Genomic DNA, 23,388 nt, shown 5'->3' with positions numbered 1-23,388 from the left:
TCAGTTCCCTCCGGTGGCGGCGGGCGCCACCAGGCGCGCCATGCGGGACAGAATGGCCGGCACGGTCGGTGCGTCGAGTTCGCCGTCGATCCGGCCGTCGGCGAGGAACACCACCCGGTCGGCGTACGCGGCGGCGTGCGGGTCGTGGGTGACCATCACGATGGTCTGCCCGAGTTCGTCCACGGCCTGTCGCAGGAAGCCGAGCAGCGCCTCGGCCGCCTGCGAGTCGAGGTTCCCGGTCGGCTCGTCGGCGAAGACGATCTCCGGGCCGGTGACCAGGGCGCGGGCCACCGCGACCCGCTGTTGCTGGCCGCCGGACAGTTCCCCGGGCCGGTGCCGTAACCGGTCGGCCAGGCCGAGGGTGGCGACCAGGTGGGCCAGGCGCTCGGGGTCGGGCCGGCGGCCGGCCAGGGTGAGCGGCAGGACGATGTTCTCCCGGGCGGTCAGGGTCGGCACCAGGTTGAAGGCCTGGAACACGAAGCCGATCCGGTCGCGGCGCAGCAGGGTGCGCTGCCGCTCGGTCAGCTGGCCGAGGTCCGTCCCGCCCAGCAGGACCTGCCCGGCGTCGACGGTGTCGAGGCCGGCCAGCGCGTGCATCAGCGTCGACTTGCCGGAGCCGGACGGGCCCATGATCGCGGTGAAACGTCCGCCCGGGATGGACACCGTGGCGCCGTCCAGGGCGCGGACGGCGGCGTCGCCACGGCCGTAGGTGCGGACGACGTCCCGGGCCTGCACGGCGACGGTGGTGGCGGGTGCGGGAGCGGTGCTCGTGGTCATCGGGGATCTCCTGGCTGGTGCGTCGGGGGCTTCAGCGGGCGGTTCGGCGGCGCAGCGGGCTGCGGGTCGCGCGAACGGTGGCGGCGTGCCGGTCCCGACGCAGCCGGCGGACCAGCTCGGCGCGCTCCAGGTGGACCAGCTCGGCGGTGAGCAGGTGGTTCATGGCAACTCCTCGGTGCGGTTCGGGTGACACGAGGAGAGTCGCCGGTCGCGCTGTCCACACGCTGGCTGTCGTCGGGCTGGTGGCGGACAGCGAATGGACAGCGGCCCCGGCCAGGCTGGCGGCATGGTGGAACGGAACCAGCCCCGGGCGTCAACGCCGGTGACCACCGTGCGGCTGCTGCCCGGCATGTGCCGACGGTGCGTCCGCGCGGTCAGCGGGCGGGTGAGTGACCTGCCCGGGGTGGTGTCGCTGGAGTTCGACGTGAACGCCGGCACGCTGCGAGTGGGCGGGGAGGTGGATCCGGCCGCCCTGCGCCGGGCCGGGCTGACGGTGTGCCGCGCCGGGCCGGACTGCTCCGGTTAGCGGGCCGCCGTCAGGTCCTCGGCGGCTCGCCGGGCCGCGTCCGCCTCCTGCGGCCGCCCCGCGGCCGACGCCGCGTCGGCCGCCAGGCACCAGAGCCGGCGCCGCGCCCACGGGAACTCCCGCTCCTGCAGCAGGTCCAGGGCGCGGCGGCACTCGTCCGCCGCGCCGGCGGCGTCGCCCTTGGTGTACCGGATCCGGGCCCGGCCCCAGGCCGACCAGGCCTGGCAGCGCGGGTTGCCGCTGCGGCGGGCGGTGTCGTCCGCCTCGGCGAGCATCGCCGTCACCCCGTCGACCTCGCCCCGGTCCAGCCGGGTGTGGGCGAGCTGCACGAGGGTGAACGCCGTCGCGTGGGGGGAGGGGTTGCGCCGCGCCTCGGCCGCCGCCTCCTCCAGCGTGGCGATCGCCTCGTCGGGTCGGCCGGCCTCACGCAGCGCGATGCCCAGGTGCGCCAGGATCCCGGCGGGCAGCAGCAGGTCCCCCGCCTTCCGCGTCCACTCCAGGCTGCGGGCCCACTGCTCGGCGGACCGCTCGAAGGCGCCGGTCCGCAGATCCAGCAGCGCTTCGACGTAGTGGACCGTCCCGTGCCACCAGGGGTCGTCGGTGTCGCCCCGCTCGCGTACCGCCTGGGCGACCATCGCCCGGTACCGGTCCGGGTCGCCGTCGTACTGGCCCTCCCACGCGACGACCAGCCGTGAGGTGGCGGTGTTGACCGGGTCGCCCAGGCGCTCGAACGCCACCACGCTGTCCCGGGCCGCGGCCCGGGTCTGGGCGGTGGGGTAGTACACGCCGAGCAGGCCGATCCGCTGCAGGGTGGCGGCCCGGCCGGCCGGTGTCGGGACCCCGGCGGCGAGCAGCGCGGTCAGGGCGCGGACCCCCTCGTACCGGGGGCCGTAGTTCCAGAACAGGAACAGGGCGTCCGCCAGCCGCAGGCCCGCGTCGACCCCGTCGCGCCGGTCCAGGCAGCGGTCGATCGCGGCGCGGAAGTTGTCGTGCTCCTCGGTCAACCGCGCCCAGGCGTCGCCGTCGGAGCGCGCGTGCGGTCCGTACCGCTCAGCCAGTTCGATGAAGTGCGTGAGGTGCCGGTCGCGGGCCGCCTCCGTCTCGCCGCACTCGGCGAGCCGGGCGGCGGCGTACTCCCGGATGGTGACCAGCAGCCGGAACCGCCCGGTCGTCGGGTCCGGCACCACGAGGGACCGGTCGACCAGGCGGAAGAGCAGGTCGAGGACCTCGTCGGTGGCCAGCCCGTCGAACGCGCAGACCTGCTCGGCGGCGGCCAGGTCCCAGCCGCCGCGGAACACCGCCAGCCGGCGCAGCAGCCGCCGCTCGGCCTCGGACAGCAGGTCGTGGCTCCAGTCGAGGGTGGCCCGCAGCGTGCGGTGCCGCGCCTCGCTGGTCCGCGCGCCCGCCGTGAGCAACGCGAACCGGTCGTGCAGCCGGGCCGCGATCTCGCCCGGCGGCAGCGCCTTCACCCGTGCGGCGGCCAGCTCGATGGCCAGCGGCATGCCATCGAGCTGCCGGCAGATGTCCGCGACCACCGGTGCCGTCGTCTCGTCGAGGACGAACCCGGGGCGCACCGCCCGCGCCCGGTCGGCGAACAGGGCCACCGCCGGGCTGTCGCCCAGTCGCGCGAGATCAGCCGGACCGTCGGGTACGCCGAGCGGCGCCACCGCGAGCTGGGTCTCGCCCGGTACCGCCAGCGCCTCGCGGCTGGTGGTCAGCACGGTCACCGCCGGGCAGGCCGCGACGACCTGCTCGACAAGTTCGGCGGCCTCGTCGATGACGTGCTCGCAGTTGTCGACCACGAGCAGGGCGCGGTCGGCGCCGAGCCAGGCCACCAGCGCGGCGGTCGCAGCCGCTACCGGCCCGCCGGCTGGCACGCCGAGCTGACCGGCGACCGCCTCGGGCAGGTCCGTCCCGCTCGGCAGGGCGGCCAGCCGGACCAGGTGCACCCGGTCGGCGAGGGTGTCGTCGGCGCGGCGTGCCACCTCCAGGGCCAGGGTGGTCTTGCCGACGCCGCCCGGTCCCGTCAGCGTCACCACCCGCGTCTCGCGAAGCCGGTCGAGCACCCGCCGCACGTCGTCCTGGCGGCCGATGACCGAGGCGAGCCGGCGGGGCAGGTCGCCGCGTTGCGGCGCCCGGGGGACGGGGACCGGCGGCGCCGCCGCCGTCCGGGCCGGCGGCGCGGCGGGCGGGGCGTCCGGCTCGGCCGCGGGCGGGGCGGCCGGGGCCGGGGCGGGCACCTGCTGGCGCAGGATCGCCTCGGCGAGCGCCTGGAGTTCGGGCGCCGGGTCGATGCCCAGCTCGTCGGCTAGGCGGTGCCGCAGCGCGTGGTACGCGGTGATCGCGTCCGCCTGCCGCCCGCCCCGGTAGAGCGCCAGCATCAGCAGCCGGTGCAGCCGCTCGCGCAGCGGGTGGGTGGCGACCAGCCGTTCGAGGTCAGCCACCGCCTCGGCCTGCCGGCCGGTCTCCAGCAGCAGTTCCAGCCGGTCCTCCACCGCGCCGAGCCGTAGCTCTTCCAGGCGGGCCGCCTCCGCGAGCGCCCAGTCGGCGTCCCCGACGTCGGCCAGGGCCGGTCCCCGCCACAACCGCAACGCCTCGTCGAAGCGAGCCAGCGCCGCCGCCGGCCCGCCGCCCGTGGTCGCGCTGCGCGCCGCCTGCAGCAGCCGTTCGAACCGGTACGCGTCCACCGCGTCCACGGCCACCGCGAGCTGGTAGCCGGGGGCGCGGGTGACCAGCAGGTCGCCGCCCGCCCCGGCGGCCACCAGGGCGCGGCGCAGCTTGGACACCCGCAGATGCAGCGCGTTCGTGGCGCCGGACGGCGGCCGCTCGCCCCACAGCGCGTCGGTCAGCGCGTCCGCGGAGACCACCCGGCCCGCGGCGAGGACCAGCCGGGCCAGCAGCGCACGGACCGCCGGGGCGAGTGGCGTGGCGGGACGGCCGGCCACCTGGAGCTCGACGGTGCCGAGCACCCCGAAGCTCACCGTGGGCTCGCTGTCCCGGCTCAACGCACTCCCCGTCCGCCGCGGCGGACGCCCCGGGGCCCGCTCCGGTCGCCGGGCGGCTGCCCGGGCGGGCCCCATGGTACGTCCCGAACGTCCTCGAAACGATCATCCGAGCGGCGGTGAGCTGCCCCGATCAGGCCGAGACCACCGGTCGGGCCGGCGCCGGCCGCCGGCCCTCGGCCAGCCGAGCGGCCAGCACCTCGGCGTCCCGGCCGACCCAGCCGAGCACCGCCGAGCCCCGCGCGCGTTGCCAGGGCAGGCCGAGGAAGTACAGCCCCGGCCAGTCCGTCACGCCCTCCCGCTGGACGGGCGCGCCGGACGGGTCCAGCACCGGCACCTCCAGCCAGGGATAGTGCGGGCGGAAGCCGGTGGCCCAGATGACCGCGTCCACCCGCCGCCGCCCGCCGTCGGCGAACCGCAGGTTGTCCCCGTCGGCGTCCACCACCCGACCGACCCGGTCCACCCGGCGCAGCAACCCGGCCACATCGGTGCCGACGACGGGGTTCTGGGCGGCGATCCGGCGGCCCAGAACGCTCTCCGGGCTCAACCGCATGGTCCCCAGCCGGGAGAACCACCAGAAGATGTCCCGGCCCAGCCAACGCTGCGGCAGCACCGGCCCGAGGGACGGCGCGGCGAGCACCACCCGGCGGCCGTCGTCGGCGAGTTCCGCGGCGATCTGCACCCCGGTGTTCCCGCCGCCAACCACCAGCACGTCGTGCCCGGGCAGCTGGCCGGGCCGGCGGTACCGGCTGCTGTGCAGTTGCACGACCCGCGGCGAGAGCTTCCGGGCCACCTCGGGGATCCGGGGCGTGTGGAACGCCCCGGCGGCGACCACCACCCGCTGAGCGCGCACGGTTCCGGTCGACGTGTCGACCGTGAAGCCGCCCGCCGTTCCCGGGCGGACCGAGGTGACCCGGCAGCCGAGCCGGACCGGCAGGTCGAAGTGCGCGGCGTACCGGGCGAGGTAGTCGGCGACCTCGTCCTTGCCCGGGTGCCCCTCCGGGTCGCCGGGGAACGGCAGGCCCGGCAGGGCGGAGAACCGGCGCGGTGTGAACAGGGTCAGCGAGTCCCACCGGTGCCGCCAGGCGTCGCCGACCCGGTCCTGCGCGTCGAGGATCGCGAAGGGCACGCCGGCGCGGCGCAGGTGGTGGCCGAGCGCCAGCCCGGCCTGACCGCCGCCGACGACCACGGTGTCCAGGTCCATCGGTCCGTCTCCCTTCGTACCGCTCAGGCGACCTGGTGGCCGGCTTCACCGATGGCGGCCACCACCGCGGCCCGGTCGGCGTCGCCGTCGACCCGGACGGTGCGGGTCGCGAGGTCCACCGCCACGGCGCGGACCCCGGCGACCAGGCCGACCTCCTCCCGGATCGCCTCGACGCAGCGGCCGCAGCTGATCCTCGGCACGGACAGCACGAGCTGGTTCACGGTTCACTCCTTCGTCCCGCGGGCCGCCCTCGTGGCGGCCGGCGGTTCGAACCGTGCCGGGCAGCGCTGTCCGCGCCCTGTCGCGTACGCCAGGACGGGCGGACGGGTCGCGGACAGCGGGCGGACAGCGGCGGCCGGGAGCGTGGCGTCACCGGCCGGCGAGGGCCGCCGGACCAGCGAGGGCGCCTGCGACGCCCGGTACGAGAGGAGCAGTGCGATGACGACACCGACAGTCGTCTCCGGCACGCTGGACATCGGCGGGATGACCTGCGCGTCCTGTGTCCGGCGGGTGGAGCGGGCGGTGAGCCGGGTCGAGGGCGTCGAGCGGGCTGAGGTCAACCTGGCGACCGAGACGGCCACCGTGGTCTACGACCCCGCCCGGGTGACCTCGCCGGCGCTGATCACGGCGGTGGAGCGGGCCGGCTACACGGCCACGGTCCAGGCCGACGAGACCCGCCGGCCGGACTCCCCGGCCGCCGGAGGCGCCGATGACGACGCCGAGCTGACCGGGGCCGCGGATCGGGAGATCACCCGGCTCAAGCGGATCTGGCAGCTCACCCTGGCCACCGGGCTGTCCATGATGGTGCTGATGTATCTGCCGCTGTCCGTCGACGCGATGGACTGGCTGATGCCGGCGCTGCTGGTCGTCGCGACCGTGGTGCAGTTCGGGGCGGGCCGGCCCTTCTACCGGGCGGCGTGGGCCGCGGCCCGGCACGGCGGCGTCAACATGCACACCCTGGTGGCCCTGGGCACCACGGTCGCATACGCCTACAGCGCCTTCGTCACGCTCTGGCCGGCGACGGCCGAACGGCTCGGCCTGCCGCTGCACGTCTACTTCGAGATCTCCGTGGTGGTCATCGCGCTGGTGCTGACCGGGCGCTGGATGGAGGCCCGGGCGCGCCGGCAGACCGGCGCGGCGATCGGGACACTGCTCGGGCTGCGCCCGCGGACCGCCCGGGTATTGCGCGACGGCGTCGAGATCGAGGTGCCCGTCGACTCGGTCGTCGTGGGCGACCTGGTCCGGGTGCGACCTGGCGAGAAGGTGCCGGTGGACGGCATCGTCACCGAGGGCGCCTCCACCATCGACGAGAGCATGTTGACCGGCGAGAGCATGCCGGTGTCGAAGACCGCCGGGGACGCGGTCATCGGCTCGACCGTCAACCGGACCGGCGCCCTGGTGTTCCGGGCCACCGCGGTCGGCCAGGACACCACCCTCGCCCAGATCGTCCGCCTGGTCCGCGAGGCGCAGGGCGGCAAGGCGCCGATGCAGCGGCTGGTCGACACCGTCTCCGCCTGGTTCGTCCCGGCGGTGCTCGGGCTGGCGCTGCTCACCTTCGCCGTCTGGGCGATCGCCGGACCCGCCGACGGGCGGCTGACCCTCGGCATCGGCGCCGCCATCGCGGTGCTCATCATCGCCTGCCCCTGCGCCCTCGGCCTGGCCACCCCGACCGCGATCATGGTCGGCACCGGCAAGGCCGCCGAGCTGGGCATCCTCATCTCCGGCGGCGAGGCGCTGGAGCAGGCCCGGCGGATCACCACGGTGGTGCTGGACAAGACCGGCACGCTGACCCGCGGCCGTCCCGACGTCACCGCGGTGCACACCGTCGACGGCGTCGACGCCGACCAGCTCCTGGCCTACGCCGCAGCGGCCGAGACCGGCTCGGAGCACCCGCTCGGCGAGGCGATCGTCCGGCACGCCCGCGCCCGCGACCTCACCGTGCCGGCGGCGGACACCTTCACGGCGGTGCCCGGGCACGGCATCGAGGCGCGGGTCGAGGGCCGCGACCTGCTCATCGGCAACGCAGCCCTGATGCGGCGCCACGACGTCGACGTGACCGCCCTGTCGAGCCAGGTCACCGCCGTCGCCGCCGCCGGTGGCACCCCCGTCTACGTCGCCCTCGACGGCCGGCTCGCCGGCGTCGCCGGGGTCGCCGACACCCTGCGGCCCGAGTCCGTCGAGGCGGTGGCGCAGTTGCAGGCCCTGGGCCTGGAGGTGTGGATGCTGACCGGCGACAACACGGTCACCGCCGAGGTGGTCGCCCACGAGGTCGGCATCGACCACGTGATCGCCGACGTGCGGCCCGAGGAGAAGGCCGCCCGGGTCGCCGCCCTGCAGGAGCGGGGTGCGGTGGTGGCGATGGTCGGCGACGGCATCAACGACGCTCCGGCGCTGGCCCGCGCCGACCTGGGCATCGCCATCGGCACCGGCACCGACGTGGCGATCGCCGCCTCCGACATCACCCTGGTCGGCGGGGACCTGCGCGGCATCGTCTCGGCGATCGCGCTGTCCCGGCGTACGGTCACCACGATCAAGCAGGGCCTGGGCTGGGCGTTCGGCTACAACGCCCTGCTCATCCCGGTCGCCGCCGGCGTGCTCCACCCGACCTGGGGCATCCTGCTCGACCCGTCGCTCGCCGCCGCCGCGATGGCCATGAGTTCGGTCAGCGTGGTCACCAACGCGCTGCGGCTGCGCCGCTTCCGCCGCCCGGCGACCGCCGCCGCGCTACGGCCCCGCCTGGGTGCCCGGCTCGGCGAGTGGGCGTACCTCACCGGAGTCGCCGCCCTCGCGCTCGCCGTGGGCGCCGGCTTCACCGCGCTCAGCCGCACCGACGCCGCCGCGCGGGGCATGAACGGGGTACTGGCCTGGACGCAGAACACCGGCATGCCGATGCGGCCGGCGATGAGCACCATGATGACCGCCGAGACCGAGCCGGTGCACGCCGAGGACGCCGGCGTCCGGGTCGACGTCCGGCTGCCCGCCGACGTCGTGCCAGGCCGGCCCGCCACGGTCCGGGTCCGGATCACCGACGCGGAGAGCGGCCGGCCGGTCCGGGACGTGGGACGCAGTCACGAGGCGTGGATGCACCTGATCGCCGTGCGCGACGACCTGGCCAGCTTCGCCCACGTCCACCCGCAGCCTGCGGGCCGGCCCGGCGAGTTCGACGTGACGCTCACCTTCCCCACCCCCGGCCGGTACATCGTGCACACCGAGTTCCGGCGCAAGGGCCAGCTGACCGACGTGCTGCAACGGCACGACGTGGTGGTCGGCGACCCCGCCGAGGTCATCCACCAGCGGCCGGAGGTGTCCGGGCGGCAGCAGGTCGTCGACGGCGTGCGGGTGACCCTGGACGGGACCGCCGAGGTCGGCGGCAGCAGCTTCACCTACCGCTTCGCCGACGCGGCCACCGGCCGGCCGCTGAACGGGCTACGGCCGTACCTGGCTGCCGCGGGGCACGTGGTCGTCCTGTCCGAGGCGGCCGACAGCTTCGCCCACGAGCACGCCGAGACCACCGACGCGGACGGCCGGCCCGTCTTTGCCCTGCCCGGTCAGACCTACGGACCGGACCTGGACCTGCACGTCGACTTCCCCCGTCCGGGCCGCTACCGGCTCTGGGGCCAGTTCCGCCTCGCCGACGGCCAGGTGATCACCGTGCCGTTCACCGTCGACGCCCGCTGACCGGCCCACACCCTGAAAGGAACAGCCATGCAGATCGCCGTCCTCCTCTTCGACCGGTTCACCGCCCTCGACGCCGTCGGCCCGTACGAGGTGCTCGGCCGGCTCCCCGGCGCCCGTACCGTCTTCGTCGCCGACCGACCCGGCCCGGTCACCACCGACGTGGGCACCCTCGCCCTCACGGCCACCGCCACCCTGGACGAGGTGACCCGCCCGGACGTGCTCGTGGTCCCCGGCGGACCCGGGCAGATCGCCCGGATGACCGACGCCCGGCTGCTCGACTGGCTGCGCGCCGTCGACGCCACCACCACCTGGACCACCTCCGTCTGCACCGGCTCGCTGCTGCTCGCCGCCGCCGGGCTGCTGGACGGTCGCCAGGCCACCTCGCACTGGCTGGCCCTGGACCAACTGCCCGCGTTCGGGGCGGTACCGGCCGAGGAGCGGGTGGTGGTGGACGGCAAGTACCTCACGGCCGCCGGGGTGTCGGCCGGCGTCGACATGGCCCTGACGCTGGCCGGCCGGATCGCCGGGGACGCCGTCGCCCAGGCGATCCAGCTCGGCATCGAGTACGACCCCCGGCCGCCGTACCCGGCGGGATCCCCGCGCACCGCGCCGGAGCCGCTGGTCGCCGCGCTGCGCGCGAGCCCGCAGCGGGTGCTGGGCTGAGCGCCCTGCCCGGGTGGGCGTGTTACATGCCCACCCGTTGCACCGCATTGCCAGATTGCCCCGGGCTTGAGAGCCCGGGGCAACCCAGTCTCCGTAGGTTACTGTCAGCCGAGCGGAATGGCGGGCGCCGACAAGACCAACCCGTAACCGTCCGGACGTAGCCGAGATGAGCGCATTTGACCTTGTAGTAGCGAACGGGATCGGGCTGGTGCAGACCACGATCGGCCCGTTGGGATCCTTGCGGACGGCGGGCCGCTCAACGTCCCGTCAGCGGGTGAGTGCCCGTCTTCAGGCGGGAGAGCGCCGGTTCTCTGGCGGGCCGAGCCGCCATGCCTGGATTGCACGGGGCCCGGCCGTGCGCAGCAGCCACCGGCTCGTCGCGGTCGGGTATGCGCGGGTGGTGTACGGCGCCGCGGCGCCGTCGAAGACCTCCACGAGGGAGCCGTCGACCAGGATCTGTGCGTCGTTCCGGAGGTCGACGACGGGCAGTTCCGCTGCGCCGTCCACCAGATGCAGCGAAGCCGGGCCGCCGGTCTGGATCTCGAAGGCGGCGGCCGTGAACGTTTCGTCGCTGGTCACCTCGAGCGGCTCGCGACGCAGCGCCGTCAACTCGGGCGCGGGACGCGACACGAGCGCGTCGCCGACGAGCGTCAGCTCGCGGCAGAACGTCAGCGCCCCGGCCCAGCCCGCGCCGAGGATGTCCTCGGCCGACCGGCCGTGGCCGGGAAGCTCGGGCGACCAGGCCCACATGAGGACCCGCCCGGGAAGGGTGAGCACTTGTGGGGCGTAGAAGCACGGCCCGCGGTCGAGCACCGCCCCGTGCGCGGCGGTGAAGCGCGGCCCGTCCGGACCCACCGACAGGTCGCCGACGATGTATCGCACGCCGTCGAAGGCGTTGCCGTCGCCGATGTGTTTCAACAGCGAGAAGATCAGCACCCAGCGGTCGCCGAAGCGGATCAGGTTCGGGCACTCCCAGACGTTGCCGACGGCGACCCCGGCAGCGGCGGCAACCTCGGCGCCGTTGGCGCCGGCGACCTCGGCGGCCACCGGGTCGACGTTGGTGAGGAACGGCCCGAGATACGTCCACGAGGTCAGGTCGTCACAGCCGTAGACGAGGATCCGTCCGTGGCCCTGACGGTGACCCGCGCCCTGCAGGGCGTACCGGCTCCCGTCGACCTCGAACACGAACGGATCCCGCACGTCGGTGACGGCGGGATCGTCGGGCATGCTCGCGGCGGACTTGCGGCCCTGCTGCCAGAACCGCATCTGCCGGTCGGATCGGGCGAGCAGCACCTCGGCGCGGCGGGAAGCGTCGGCCACCGCGCTGTAGACGGCCGTCGGCGTGCCCGCGTCGTCGACGACGCAGCCGGTCCAGCAGCCGAACTCGTCGAGCTCGCCCGGCCGGTTGACCAGGGCGATCGGCTCGGGTCGCCAGGTGACCAGGTCGGCGGAGCTCATGTGTCCCCACTTGATCGCGCCGTGCACCGGTGCGTCGGGGTTGTACTGGAAGAAGACGTGGTATCGCCCGTCGATGTACGAGCAGCCGTTCGGATCGTTGACCCAGCCCCGTAGCGGCCGGCCGTGCAGGGCGGGGAACGCGGGATCCGTCATTTGTTCGTGCCTGCCGTCAGGCCCTCCCGCAGGGTCCGCTGCCCGACGATGAAGACCACGAGTGCCGGGATCATCGACAGGACGACGCCAGCCAGCACCGTGGCGACGCTACCGGTGCCGAGGTTGCCCTGCAGCGAGACGAGCCCGAGCGGCAGGGTGAAGTTCTCCTCGCTGATCGTCAGGATCAGCGGGCGGAAGAACTCGTTCCAGTGGTAGTTGAAGGCCAGGATGCCGACGATCGCGAGGCCGGGCAGGGCGAGCGGAGCGTAGACGGAGAAGAAGGTCCGGAAGGGGGCTGGCCCCGTCGATCTCGGCCGCTTCGGCCAACTCCGGCGGCAGGCTCATGAAGTACTGCCGCATCAGGAACGTGCCGAACGCGGTCGGCAGGGCGGGCAGGATCAGCGCGAGCAGCGTGTCCGACAACCCCATGCCCCGGATGATCATGAATACGGGGACGATGGTGACCTGCATCGGCACCATCATCGTGGCCAGCACGACACCGAAGAGCAGGTTCTTGCCCCGGAATTCCACGCGGGCGAAGACGTAGCCGGCGAGCGCGGCAGTGAACATCTGCCCCGCCGCGACGAGCCCCGTGACCAGGATTGTGTTCCAGAACAGCAGCAGCATGTCGACCCGCTCGAAGGCGTCCCGGTAGGCGCCGAGCCCGACCTCGGCCTCGCCACCGCCTGGCGGCTCCGGCGTCACGGAGGTCCAGAACGTCCAGATCACCGGGCCGAGCGTGAGGAAGGTAGCGATCGCGAGCACGAGAACACGGCCGGCTGTGCCGACGGCGAAGTGCCGCCGGTGCACCGGTTCCGGTGTCTCGGCGCGACGTGAGGTCACGGCGGGGGCGGTGGTCGTCATGACGCGCTCCTCACTGGTAGAAGACGAAGCGACGGCTGAGGCGGAACTGCAGCGCGGTGACCGCCATGATCACGAGTGTCAGGACGATGCCGATCGCCGACGCGCGGCCGAACTCCAACTGCTGGAAGGCCGACTCGTAGATCACCATCACCGCTGTGCGGGTGGAGTCACCCGGGCCGCCGCGGGTGAGCACGTACGGCTGGTCGAAGATCTGCAGGGCGGCGATGATCGCCATCACCGAGGCCACCAGCAGGGTCGGGCTCAGCAGCGGCAGCGTGATGCTGCGGAAGCGGCTCCACCCGGTCGCGCCGTCGATCGAGGACGCCTCGTACACGTCCTGCGGGATCGCGGCCAGCCCGCCGATGAACAGCAGGAACGTGAAGCCGAAGTTCTGCCAGACGTAGACCAGGATTACCACGGTCAGGGCGCCGTACTTCGAGGTCAGCCACGGTACGTCGGCCACGCCGACAGCGTTGAGCACCTGGTTGACCAGCCCGAAGTCCTCGTTGAACAGGTAGGCCATGATCAGGGAGACGGATGCCGCCGAGAGGATCAGCGGAAAGAACAGCGCCGACCGGAAGAACGCCCGCAGCCAGTTCGGCATCCGCGACTGCACCAGAACGGCGAGGCCCAGCGCCACCGTCAGTTGCAGCGCGACCGCGACCACCACGAACCCGAACGTGTTCAGGAACGCCACCCGGACGGTGGGGTCGCCGCCGATGTCGGCGAAGTTGTCGACGCCCACGAACTCCGGGCTGCTGATGATGTCCCAGCGGAAGAACGCCAGCAGGATCGAGGCGATGATCGGCACGACGGTGAAGACGAACAGGCCGATCACCGTCGGCGCCAGGAACAGGACGGTCAGCAGCTTCTGCGATCGTCTGGTCTTTCGGCTCCTCTGCGGGTGCGCGTGGTGAATCTCCGGCGCGGTCGTCGTCGCGGCCGCCGGTGGTTCGATGTTGACCATCACGTCCTCCCCAACGCCAGTTCGAGGTCGCGTTGCATCGTCCGCAGCGCGGGGCCGACGCTGCCGGCCGGTCCGGTGACGGCGGCCAGGACGTTCTTGATGAGTGCGGTCTCCACGGCGGCCTGCTGCGGCGGCGCGGGGATCGGCCCGGTGGTCGGGAAGCGGTCGAGGGTGTCGTAGAAGACCTGCCAGTGCCGCGGGCCCTTGCCGCTGTAAAAGGCGTCGTTGACCATCGAGCGCCGGGTCGGTGTGGTCTGCGGTAGTGGGATCGCGAGTTGCATGGCCTCTTTGGTGGCGCAGAACTTGACCCACTCCCACGCCTCGTCCTTGCGCTTGGAGGTGCGCATGATGACGTAGCCGGCGGCGCCGAACTGGTGCCGCTGCGAGCGCCACTTCGGGAAGAACGTCACGTCGAACTCGTCTTCGGCCATGCCGCCCTGGTTGAGCCCGTAGACCCAGAAGCCGCCGGCCGGCGTCATGCCGATGAAACCCTCCGCGAAACGGGCAACCAGTTCCCCGCCGCCGCCCTGGGCGGGGCTGGAGCCCAGCCCTTCCTGCACCATCGCGCGCAGGTACTCGAACGACTCTTCGACGCGGGGATCGTCGGCGTTGGGTTCGAGCCACTGGTAGCCGCCGCCCCGCTGCCCGGCCTGCGGGTCGTTCGGGTAGAAGTCCTTCCACAGCCACTCGCCGCCAGGCGACTTGGACTCCTTGAGGAAGCTGGTGTCGTTGATGTACAGCCACGGCACCACGCCGCCCCAGAGCCGGTTGGTCCAGAAGTACGGGCGGAACTGGTCGCCGCCGGTGCGTCGCATGGCGCGCAGGACGTTGAGAAAGTCGTCCTTCGTCCAGTCCTCCGCCGGCCGTTGCAGGCCGGCCTTCTGCAGCGCAGACGTGTTGTAGTAGATGTTCGCCGCGTTGAAGTCCAGTGGCAGTTGGTACAGGCTGCCCTGGTACATGAATGCCTCGATGAGGGACGGGTGGACGTCGTCGAAGTACTCCTGCACGTCGGCCCGATCGCGGCGGACGAAGTCGTCGAGCGGTTCGGCGAGGCGGTCGGCGAACAGTTGGGTGCCCTCGGTCGCCACGTAGCAGACGTCCGGCGGCGTTCCGGCGGCCACCAGCGTCAGAAGCTTGGCGAAGAAGTTGCTCCAGTCTGCGCCCTGGATCGCCTGCACCCGCACCGGGATGTCGGGATGCACGCGATTGAATGCCTCGACGAGGCTCCTGCGCGCGGCGGCGTCCTGGGCCGTGCCGAGGATGGCCACGTTCAGGGCGTCGGCGTCACGACCCTGGATGTCAGTCGCGGTCAGCCGCTCCCACGACAGGGCGGTGCCGACGACACCGAGTCCGGTCAGGGCGAGCAGGCTGCGGCGCGTGAGATCTGCCATGGCGGCTCCCAAACGAGTCGGCGTCCGGCCTGTTTCGCCAGTCTCGCCAGCGCACCCGGCGGCGTCCATGCGATACCCACTGGGCGGATATGTCCCACCGTGCGCTTGACCCCTCGACCTCGCGCAGCTAAGGTACTGGAACGTTTTGCTAAAACGTTTCGGCACCCTTCGGCCGAGAGAAGAGGATCATGCGCGCCGCTGGACGGGTGAGCATCTCCGACGTCGCCGCCGATGCCGGGGTATCCATCTCCACCGTCTCCGCCGCGCTCAACGACGTCGGGTCCGCACGCATCAGCCCGCGGACGCGGGACCGGATCCGCGAGGTCGCCGGGCGGCTCGGCTACGTACCCAACGGGTTGGCCCAGGGCCTGCGGCGCCAGCGATCCGGGATGGTGGGCTTCATCGGCGACGAGGTGGCCACCACTCCCTACGCCGTCGGCATGATTCTGGGCGCGCAGGAGACGCTGCGCGCCGCCGGCATCCTGATGGTGCTCATGAACAGCCAGGGCGACCCGGCGCTCGAGGCTCGCGAGATCGAGGCGCTGCGCCAGCAGCGGGTCGAGGGCATCCTCTACGCGTCGATGTACCACCGGCGGCTCGAACCACCCGCCGCGCTACGTGACATGGCGACCGTGCTCCTGGACGCCGAGACCCGCGTTCCCGAGGTCTCCTGGGTGGTCCCGGACGAGGTGGCAGGCGCCCGCGCGGCGGTCGGTGAACTGCTGGCCCACGGGCACCGGCGCATCGGGTTCCTCAACAACGACGAGGACATCCCGGCCGCGCGGCTGCGACTGCGCGGCTTCCGGGCGGCCATGAAGCAGGCCGGGGTGGCTGTCGACCCAACGCTGGTCGGCGGTGCTCCGCCGAGCACGTCCGGCGGCTATGACGCCGCACGCCGGATGCTTCAACGCGCCGACCGGCCGACCGCGCTGTTCTGTTTCAGCGACCTGATGGCTATGGGCGCGTACCAGGCCGCTCGCGAGCTCGGCCTCGACGTGCCGGCTGACGTGTCGATCGTCGGGTACGACAACATGCCGCACGTCGCCGACGGGCTGCTCCCCGGTCTGACCACGGTCGAGTTGCCGCATTACGAGATGGGCGCCTGGGCGGCCGGGCAGCTACTCGCGTTGATCTCCGCGGAGCCGGGTCAGGCGCGGCATGTGCGGCTGCGCGGACAACTTGTCCGCCGCGGCTCGGTCGCCGTGCCCCGTCCGGTCGGAGGGTGAGCGATGGCGGGGAGGAGCAGGCAGCGGGGCCGATCGGTAGCGAGCAAGCTGGCGTCGATCCTGGCGGAGTTCGACGCCGACCGGATGCAGTTGCGGGCGTCCGACGTCTGCCGACGCACCGGCCTGCCATTCTCCACCGTGCACCGGTTGCTCGCCGAACTGGTAGACCACGCGCTGCTCGAGCACCTTCCGGACGGCACGTACTCCACCGGCATCAAGCTTTGGCAGATCGCCGCCCCGCAACCGGAGGTGTCCCGCCTGCGGCATGCTGCCCTGCCGTACATGGCCGAACTACACGTGGCGCTGCGGGCGTGCGTGCGGCTGAACGTGCTGGTGGGAGCCGAAGGCCTGTGCGTGGAGGAGTTGTGCGGGGTGCACGATGCCCGCACCAGGCACCGCTTCGGCATCCGGTTCGCGCTGCACACAACGGCCGGCGGCCACGTCCTGCTCGCGTTCGCCGGGCCCGAGGCGCGGCGCCTCGAGTCGTCCGCCTGGCATCGTCAGCTGGACCGGATCCAGCGCACGGGAATGGCGATCACCCGCAACGCCACCCACATCAGCGTCTCGGTTCCGGTATTCGCGGTCGCCGGCCCACCCGCGTCGCTGGAGGTTCTAGCCACGCTGCCCGCCGACCCCGTCCGGTTGATCGCTCCAGTGCGGTCCGCCGGCGAGCAGATGTCCAACGTGCCGGCGGCCGTCCGCCTATAGAGTGGCGCGATGACAACCTGGTCTTGCTCGGTCGCACGGAGATGGTCCAGCCTCGCGAGCTCCCTCCCGCGGGAGCGTGGGTTCGGCCGATTCCGGTAGAGGTCGACCGCTGGCGGGGTGGAGTGCTTGACGGTTGACCTAGGTTTACCGTGCCGAGGTTGCGGAGTCGGTAGGTTCTGGCCCGGCTGTGCGGGCTGTGCCGCGAGGGCAGGGGGGTCGTGGATCACGTGGATCAGCAAAGTGTGCACGACCACGAGTTGTGGGAGCGGGTTGCTTCGGCCGCTCGCGACAGGGCTGGGCAGCGGCAGGCAGCGATGGTCTCCGACCACGGACTCAGTGGCGATGTGCAGTACCACTGGTCGATGGACGACGCCACGATCGTCTGGTCGCGCGGCGGCCGGAACTTCCTGCAGGGCCGGATCACCGTGATCGGCAGCGTGGACCACGTGCAGCAGTCGTGGTTGTGGTCCTGGGCCAACCACTCCCTCCCGCAGGCAGTGCTCGGTGACATCACTGACGTTCGCCGCTATGGGGAAGAGCACGCGTTTCCCCTGCTGGTCTGGCCGAGCTTCCGTGCCGAGCAGAAGCCGGTGGCGCAGGCGAGGATCGTTGCCGCCGACCTGCTGGCCGCCGAAGGTCTGTGGTTCGAACCCGGCGATGAGATGGACCTGCATTTCGCCATTCACGATCTGCGCCGGGTCTGAGAGGCGACCGCAGCGTGGGCAGCATCCGTGGACGCGCCGCATGCAGCCGGGCCGGCTGGCTTTGATGTTGCGGACGGGCTGGTCGGTGGTGCGTCGGACGATGCGGGTGCCGTCGTCGCAGGCGATGGCCAGCTCGGTGTCGGTGATGTGGATGGTGACGGTCTTCCCGGGGTGCACCCGTCCTAGCGCGGCTTCCTGCCCGCCCCAACCCGCTCACCCCCCGCCGAGGTGGTCCGGCTGCGAGGCGTCCGACCCGCCGGACCTCCCCCACGAGCCGCAGCCGGACCCATGCAGGTCCAGCGTCGCGCCTCCGATAGCGGTGTAGTCATGGTCGTCGGGTGCGTAGCAGCTGGCGGGTGTCGAGGTCGAAGAAGCTGAGCGTCGTGTCCTCGATGCGGATGCCGACGCGTTGCCCGCCGAGGATCGCGGCGGCCAGGACGATGGGTTGGCCCAGCGAGACGTGACCGGCGCGGCTGATGGTCCGGTCGACCTCGACCGCCTCGCCGGGTGGCGCCGGCGGCAGGGGCGGTTCACCGGCGGTGCGGCCTCCCTGTCGCAGCAGGGCGGCGAGGTCCCGATGACGCCGATGCCTGCGGTTAGTCGGTGGCGGGTCAGCGCCGGGCCATAGGAATGCGTGCCCTCCACCCGGGCCCGTCGAATTGGGCCGAGCCTAAGGGCCCAGTTCAACATCGCCTGGTAGCCCTCGGCGGTGGTGGGGAAACCACCCGATCGTGGGCCCGACGCATCAGGCGATCATCGTCGACGTCCCGGTTTGACGCGCGCCACGGTAGGGAATCTCGCGGACACCTCAATGAAGGAGGTTGTATGGAGACGTCCGCGAGCGCCGGGCGCAGTTGCCGACAGCCGACAGGTCAATGCGCGGCGGCGCGTGTTGCGGCGCCAACCGCGATGGGGCCAGCCTAATGGCTCGCGTCGGTCGCTACGGGATCCCAGGGTTCGTGTGGTTCCTGATCTGGCTTGTCGTCTGCATCCTGATCGTCATCCTGTTGGCTATGCTCATCCACCACTTTGGAGGCGCCTCGCTGTCACTCAAGCTCGGCCACTTCTACCTGAACATCGGCGTCACCTGACCCGCCAGATCGTGGACACGCTCGCGCCGGTATCGCACAAGCCGTTTGGCCGTCACCTTCGGGTGACGGCCAACACGGGGTGAAAGCGTGGAGTGCAAGCCGGTAGTTCTGCCGTGTGCCGACGCGTCAAACCGTTCTGGGGTGCGGTCGAGGAGACAGCGGATCAGCTGCGCCTGAGAGCAAGGGGCGAGCAGGGGGAGCAGCCGCTCACGCCCGTGCCCGCGCTCACGACGATCCCCACGACAGGTCGGCGTGCCGGTACCGATCGGTGTCGTCGTTGCTGGCCATGACGATCATGCCCGTCGCGCTGGTGTCGCCTGCGTGGTGGTCGTCACGTTGTTGAGAGCGGGCGACAGCTGTCCCGGATGACCGGCATCGTCTTGTCGATCCCCTCGAATTTACTGACCAGCTCGACGGTGAGGCGGCGCCTGGCAAGACCCGCAGGACATGAGAGAGCCAGACCAATGACACCGATGGCAGCCGCAACGTGGGAGCGTCTCGCCGAGCACCTGGACCGAGTCTGGCCGGACATGGACCGATCTGCAGAAAGTCTCTAAGTAGCCGCGATCCGGCGTGACGACGTCAAGGCGACTCGTACGCTGGCACCCACCGCGCCCGGCGCGGAGCGTGGTCCTCCGCGCCGGGTCGCGAGATGGGGTGGGATCAGCCCGTCGCGCAGGTGGCCGTCGCGCCGGGGCCGGTGCCGGTGCCCTGGAAGCCGAAGTTGGTCGACTGCCGGGCGCCGACGTGTCCGTTGTAGCTCACGTTGGTGAACCGGACGGTGCCGCTGGTGCCGCTGGCCTGGGCGTTCCATGCGCCGGTGACCGCGGCGCCGCCGGGCAGCGTGACGGTCACGGTCCAGCTGTTGATGTCCGCAGAGCCGGCGGTGACCGTCACGCTGGCGGTGAAGCCGCCGGTCCACTGGTTGACCGCCACCGCCGCGGAGCAGCCGTTACCGGCCGGCGGCGTGGTGGTGGGGGGAGCCGTGGTCGGCGGCGCGGTCGTCGGCGGGGCCGTGGTCGGGGGAGCGGTGGTCGGCGGCGTCGTCGTCGGCGGCGCGGTGGTGGGCGGGTTCGGCGCACCGTTGGCCAGGCTGTAGGCCAGGTCGGGCTGGAACGAACCGGCCGTGTAGCGGCAGCCGTCCGCCTCTCCCGGCGGCTTCACCCAAAGGTACGCGTCGATGTTGCCGTCGCCGGTGTTGGTCGTCGGGTACATCCCGATGCGCCGGTCGGTGTTGTCGTCGGCGCACCAGTCTCCGCTGGCGCCCCCGTTGCGGCTGGTGTCGATGACCTGGCGCTTGCCCGGGATGCCCATGCCGGCGAGGGCGGAGATGACGGCCCGGCCGAAATTCGCCTCGCCGGAGGTGGAGTTGAAGTTCGAGACGTTGGTGAAGAAGCCGTCGGCGTACTGCACGCCGGCCGCCCGGAGCCGGTTGGCCTGCTCGCCCGCGCTGTTCCAGGTGGAGTGGCCGCCGTCGAGGTACACCTTAGCGTTGGGGTTGGCCGACTTGATGGTCTGGGTGGCCGTCGTGAGCGCCTGGTTACGCGCGCTGATCTCGCCGCCGCTCAGGCACGTCTGCAGGGCGAGGGAGTCGGTTTCCAGGATGATGATGACGGTCTGGCTACCGAGTCCTCTGGCGAAGTTGGACACCCACGTCTGGTACTGGTTGAGGTCCGGCGCCCCACCTGCGCTGGCCCCGCCGCAATCCCGGTTGGTGATCTCGTACACCGAAAGCACCGGGATCTGCTGCGCCGCGTTGGCGGCACCGATGAACCCGGAGACCTCGGACTGCACGGTCGACGGGTTGAAGTTGGCGAACCAGCGGGCCTGTGGCTGACTCGCGATCTTGTCCCGGATGACGGCGGTACGCGAGTCGCCGGGATTGGCAGCGACCCAGCGGACGACGGCCGAACTCGGGTCGCGGTAGAGCGATCCGGAAACGGTGCCGGCGGAAGCGCCGCCGACGGCGAGGCAGACGCCGGCGGCGGCGACGCCCGCGATTGCCGCCACACCGATGGCAGACCTGTGCCGGGGGGAGAGGATAGCCACGACGTGTTTCCTCCTGGTTGCATAGATGCATCTGAGTTGTGGGAGCGCTTCCATGGACGGTAGCGGAGGCGCGTGCCGCTGCCAAGATGTAAAGACTCGTCGTTATGGCCGCGGCCGCGTTTGCGCGTCACGGCTCGGGCAGCGGTTCTGCCAGGAGGCGCACCCGGCCGCGGACGGTATCCGGTCTCAGGACGTGCGAGACAGGCGGGCGGGAACGCGCGTCGCCGACAGCAAAACCGGGGTGTGGAACCGACGCCAGCGGGAAGCCACCCCCGGCGCACCCGCGAACCGCTCGTGCGTCCCGGCGTTGGGGGAGGGCATGGGTGCCAAAACTTTCATCGTGGTCGGGGGGACCAGCGGTCTCGGTCTCGAGGTCGCCCGGCTGCTCGTCGACGAGCACCAGGTGGTCGTGCTCGGCGACGTGGCCGACGAGGTCGATGCGGCGGCGAACGACCTGCGCTGCGGCGGGATCCTCTGCGACATCTCCTCCTACGAGCAGGTGCGCGACGCCTTCGCCGAGGTGGCCGACCGGTACGGCACGGTCGACGGGGTGGCTGACTGCGCCTCGGTGTGGGCCGGCGGAGACCTGGCCGAACTGTCCCCGGAACGCATCCGCCGGGCGATCGAGGTCAACGCGCTCGGCACCACGTACGTGCTCAAGGTGGCGTTGGACCACCTGCACCGGCAGGGCTTCGGCAACGTGGTGTACGTCGGCGCGATCGCGGTGACCCAGGCCCGCCCCGGCATCCCCGTCTACCGGGCCAGCAAGAGCTACGGCAGCAGCCTCGTCGAGTCGCTGGCCGAGGCGCAGCACAGCAACCGGATCAAGGTGATGCAGGTGCTTCCTGGGCCGATGCCGACCCGGTTGCAGGAGCGGGCTGGCGACCCGTTCCTCGACGAGATCTACGCCCTGCCCGACCAGGTCGCCACCGAGGTCGTACGCCTGCTCCGGCTCGCCCCCGACGACCTCTACGTCTCCGGCGAGCTCGTGCTGCGCTCGGACGGGCGGTGGTAAGCGCCACCGACGCCACGGCCGAGCCGTCGGTCTCGGCTTGGTCGCCGCTGCGCACCGCCGTCTACCGCAGCCTGTGGCTGGCCCTGCTCGCCGCGAACATCGGGACCTGGATGCAGACCGTCGGCGCTCAGTGGCTGCTGGTGCACCAGGCCAACGCGTCCACCCTGGTCGCTCTGGTGCAGACCGCCAGCCTGCTGCCGATGCTGCTGCTGGCTTTGCCGGCCGGCGCGCTCGCGGACACCTTCGACCGCCGGCACCTGCTCATCTCCGTACAGCTGTTCCTGGTCGCGGTGGCGGCGGCGCTGACGCTGCTCACCGCGGCCGGCCGGATGCCGCCGGCCCTGCTGCTCACGCTCACCTTCGCCTTCGGCGTGGGCCAGGCGCTGACCCTCCCGGCCTGGGCGGCGGTGATCCCCGAGCTGGTGCCGCGCGAACAGCTGCGGGCGGCCTCCGCGCTCGGCTCGATCAGCGTCAACGTGGCCCGGGCCGTCGGCCCGGCCACCGCCGGTGTGCTCATCGCGAAGCTGGGCGTGGCGCCGGTGTTCGGCCTCAACGCGCTCGCGTACCTGGTCTTCGCGATGGCGCTGATCCGGTGGCGACCCGGCGACGCCCGCGCGGTGGAGGTGCCCGAGCGGTTCACCGCGGCGCTGCGCGCCGGCGGCCGCTACGTGCGGCACTCGCCGACCGTACGCCGGCTGCTGCGCCGCGCGCTGGTCTTCGTCATCCCGGCCAGCGCGCTGTGGGCGCTGCTGCCGCTGGTGGCGAGCCGCCGGCTCGGCCTGGACTCCAGCGGGTACGGCCTGCTGCTGGCCGCGCTCGGGGTGGGCGCCATCCTGGGCGGGCTGCTGCTGCCGTGGATCCGCACCCGGGTGAGCGCCAACCGGTTCCTGCTGGTGGCCGGCGCCCTGTACGGCGGCACCCTGATCGTGGTGGCCTCGGTCCAGGTCGTGCCGGTGGTGCTGCTCGCCCTGCTGCCGGCCGGGTTGGCGTGGGTGACCGTGCTCGCCAACGTCAACGCGGAGATCCAGCTCTTCCTGCCGGGCTGGGTACGCGCCCGCGGCCTGGCCGTCTACCAGGTGGTCCAGGGCGGCGGGCAGGCCGTCGGCGCGCTGATCTGGGGTCTGGTCGCCGACGTCGGGGGCCTGGTCGTGGCGTTCGGTGTGGCGGCCGCCCTGATGCTGATCGGGGCCGTTACCTCGCAGATCTGGCCGCTGCCCGACCTGCGCGGCGTAACCAGGGACCCGGCCGCCTACCGGCCGCCGCTCACCCTGGCGCTGCAGCCGGACCCCCGGGTGGGGCCGGTGCTGGTGACCGTCACCTACCGGATCCGGCCTGAACGGGAGGCCGAGTTCCTCGACGCGATGGAGCACGTCCGGGGGTCGCGGCAGCGTACCGGGGCGATGCGGTGGGGCCTGTTCCGGGCGGGTGAGACGCCCGACCAGTACACCGAGGTTTACCTGGTGCCGTCGTGGGACGAGCATCTGCGCCAGCACGGCGGCCGGCTGACCGAGGCGGACGAGCAGGCCGAGTATCGGGCGCGGGATCTGAGCGACGGCGCACCGGAGGTGCGGCACCTGCTGCCGGCCGCGGCCGAGTGGACGAGCGACGTCGGCCGGCAGGCGGCCTGACCGGGGGTTCAGGTCCTCGGGCACTGGCTGCCAGGTGAGGCCGGTGATTGGGCGTCGCCGGTGGTGACTACTTGAGCACGGCGCGGCGACCGCAGCCGAGCCTGGCTCATCAACATGACGAGAGCCCGGGCGGCGGCCCGCTGCGGTGCGCAGGGTCCGGCGGACCCGACGCTTGTGCGGCTCACGGCCATCGCGCGGGCAGGGGCAGCGCGGGCAAGCGCCCGACACTATTCTCCGGGCCATGACAGCCACCTCACCCGATCGGCGCGGCGTCGACTCCGCAC

At 72.5% G+C, this 23,388-nt stretch carries 19 protein-coding genes; 9 read left to right on the top strand and 10 right to left on the bottom strand.

Going from position 1 to position 23,388, the window contains the following annotated elements; translation table 11 throughout:
- On the bottom strand, nt 1-777 hold the full coding sequence (locus FXF50_RS04405) for an ABC transporter ATP-binding protein (RefSeq protein WP_148425918.1): 777 nt from the start codon (nt 775-777) through the stop codon (nt 1-3).
- 31 nt (nt 778-808) lie between these two features.
- A complete protein-coding gene (locus FXF50_RS29700; RefSeq protein WP_255509889.1) occupies nt 809-940 on the bottom strand; it encodes a hypothetical protein in 132 nt (43 codons plus the stop codon).
- A 123-nt stretch (nt 941-1,063) separates the two neighbouring features.
- On the opposite strand from FXF50_RS29700, the gene FXF50_RS04400 reads away from it, so the two are divergent.
- Nucleotides 1,064-1,303 carry a heavy-metal-associated domain-containing protein gene (locus FXF50_RS04400; protein WP_187399508.1) on the top strand — a complete coding sequence of 80 codons (240 nt, stop codon included), beginning with the start codon at nt 1,064-1,066 and terminating at the stop codon, nt 1,301-1,303.
- Here the strand turns inward: FXF50_RS04400 and FXF50_RS04395 are convergent.
- From FXF50_RS04395 to FXF50_RS04385, 3 genes are all read right to left on the bottom strand, one after another.
- Nucleotides 1,300-4,308, bottom strand: a complete 3,009-nt coding sequence (locus FXF50_RS04395) for a BTAD domain-containing putative transcriptional regulator (RefSeq protein WP_187399507.1) — start codon at nt 4,306-4,308, stop codon at nt 1,300-1,302. The genes FXF50_RS04400 and FXF50_RS04395 overlap by 4 nt on opposite strands.
- Before the next feature lie 130 nt (nt 4,309-4,438).
- Nucleotides 4,439-5,509: an NAD(P)/FAD-dependent oxidoreductase gene (locus FXF50_RS04390; protein WP_148425915.1), complete on the bottom strand. Its 1,071-nt coding sequence runs from the start codon at nt 5,507-5,509 to the stop codon at nt 4,439-4,441.
- A 23-nt stretch (nt 5,510-5,532) separates the two neighbouring features.
- Entirely contained in the window at nt 5,533-5,730 is a 198-nt protein-coding gene (locus tag FXF50_RS04385; protein ID WP_148425914.1) for a heavy-metal-associated domain-containing protein, read from the bottom strand.
- Nucleotides 5,731-5,947: 217 nt separating this feature from the next.
- Here FXF50_RS04385 and FXF50_RS04380 point away from each other — a divergent pair, with 217 nt between their 5' ends.
- Together FXF50_RS04380 and FXF50_RS04375 are read left to right on the top strand one after the other, a co-directional pair.
- Entirely contained in the window at nt 5,948-9,187 is a 3,240-nt protein-coding gene (locus FXF50_RS04380; protein ID WP_148425913.1) for a cation-translocating P-type ATPase, read from the top strand.
- 27 nt (nt 9,188-9,214) lie between these two features.
- Entirely contained in the window at nt 9,215-9,850 is a 636-nt protein-coding gene (locus FXF50_RS04375; RefSeq protein WP_148425912.1) for a DJ-1/PfpI family protein, read from the top strand.
- A gap of 288 nt (nt 9,851-10,138) precedes the next feature.
- On the opposite strand, the gene FXF50_RS04370 is transcribed toward FXF50_RS04375, so the two are convergent.
- The 4 genes from FXF50_RS04370 to FXF50_RS04355 form a co-directional block, all read right to left on the bottom strand.
- Nucleotides 10,139-11,461: a glycoside hydrolase family 32 protein gene (locus FXF50_RS04370; protein ID WP_148425911.1), complete on the bottom strand. Its 1,323-nt coding sequence runs from the start codon at nt 11,459-11,461 to the stop codon at nt 10,139-10,141.
- 108 nt (nt 11,462-11,569) lie between these two features.
- Complete coding sequence (locus FXF50_RS04365) at nt 11,570-12,325, bottom strand: carbohydrate ABC transporter permease (protein ID WP_222865991.1); 756 nt, start codon at nt 12,323-12,325, stop codon at nt 11,570-11,572.
- Nucleotides 12,326-12,335: 10 nt separating this feature from the next.
- Nucleotides 12,336-13,292, bottom strand: a complete 957-nt coding sequence (locus tag FXF50_RS04360; RefSeq protein ID WP_148425910.1) for a carbohydrate ABC transporter permease — start codon at nt 13,290-13,292, stop codon at nt 12,336-12,338.
- Complete coding sequence (locus FXF50_RS04355) at nt 13,292-14,752, bottom strand: sugar ABC transporter substrate-binding protein (RefSeq protein ID WP_222865990.1); 1,461 nt, start codon at nt 14,750-14,752, stop codon at nt 13,292-13,294. The genes FXF50_RS04360 and FXF50_RS04355 overlap by 1 nt, the downstream gene beginning before the upstream one ends.
- 119 nt (nt 14,753-14,871) lie before the next feature.
- Between FXF50_RS04355 and FXF50_RS04350 the strand changes: the two genes are divergently transcribed.
- The 4 genes from FXF50_RS04350 (at nt 14,872) to FXF50_RS29695 (ending at nt 18,412) form a co-directional block, all read left to right on the top strand.
- Nucleotides 14,872-15,909, top strand: a complete 1,038-nt coding sequence (locus tag FXF50_RS04350) for a LacI family DNA-binding transcriptional regulator (RefSeq protein WP_148425909.1) — start codon at nt 14,872-14,874, stop codon at nt 15,907-15,909.
- A gap of 3 nt (nt 15,910-15,912) precedes the next feature.
- The gene (locus FXF50_RS04345) at nt 15,913-16,617 is read left to right on the top strand and encodes an IclR family transcriptional regulator (RefSeq protein ID WP_148425908.1); all 705 of its coding nucleotides are present in this window, start codon (nt 15,913-15,915) and stop codon (nt 16,615-16,617) included.
- A gap of 218 nt (nt 16,618-16,835) precedes the next feature.
- Entirely contained in the window at nt 16,836-17,321 is a 486-nt protein-coding gene (locus FXF50_RS04340) for a DUF6882 domain-containing protein (RefSeq protein WP_255509888.1), read from the top strand.
- Between the two features lie 959 nt (nt 17,322-18,280).
- Nucleotides 18,281-18,412 (top strand): hypothetical protein, encoded by a 132-nt coding sequence (locus FXF50_RS29695; RefSeq protein WP_255509887.1) that lies wholly within the window; start codon nt 18,281-18,283, stop codon nt 18,410-18,412.
- Between the two features lie 663 nt (nt 18,413-19,075).
- Here FXF50_RS29695 and FXF50_RS04335 read toward each other — a convergent pair.
- Nucleotides 19,076-20,461 carry a glycoside hydrolase family 6 protein gene (locus tag FXF50_RS04335; protein ID WP_148425907.1) on the bottom strand — a complete coding sequence of 462 codons (1,386 nt, stop codon included), beginning with the start codon at nt 20,459-20,461 and terminating at the stop codon, nt 19,076-19,078.
- Nucleotides 20,462-20,780: 319 nt separating this feature from the next.
- Here FXF50_RS04335 and FXF50_RS04330 point away from each other — a divergent pair, with 319 nt between their 5' ends.
- Nucleotides 20,781-21,476, top strand: a complete 696-nt coding sequence (locus tag FXF50_RS04330; RefSeq protein ID WP_187399506.1) for an SDR family oxidoreductase — start codon at nt 20,781-20,783, stop codon at nt 21,474-21,476.
- On the top strand, nt 21,470-23,104 hold the full coding sequence (locus tag FXF50_RS04325) for an MFS transporter (RefSeq protein ID WP_148425905.1): 1,635 nt from the start codon (nt 21,470-21,472) through the stop codon (nt 23,102-23,104). The genes FXF50_RS04330 and FXF50_RS04325 overlap by 7 nt, the downstream gene beginning before the upstream one ends.
- Nucleotides 23,105-23,388: the final 284 nt, after the last annotated feature.

This window comes from Micromonospora sp. AP08, assembly GCF_008085935.1.
Taxonomy (GTDB): domain Bacteria; phylum Actinomycetota; class Actinomycetes; order Mycobacteriales; family Micromonosporaceae; genus Micromonospora; species Micromonospora chersina.
Note: the sequence above shows the minus strand (reverse complement) of the source record. Positions and strands in the feature narration are given on the sequence as shown.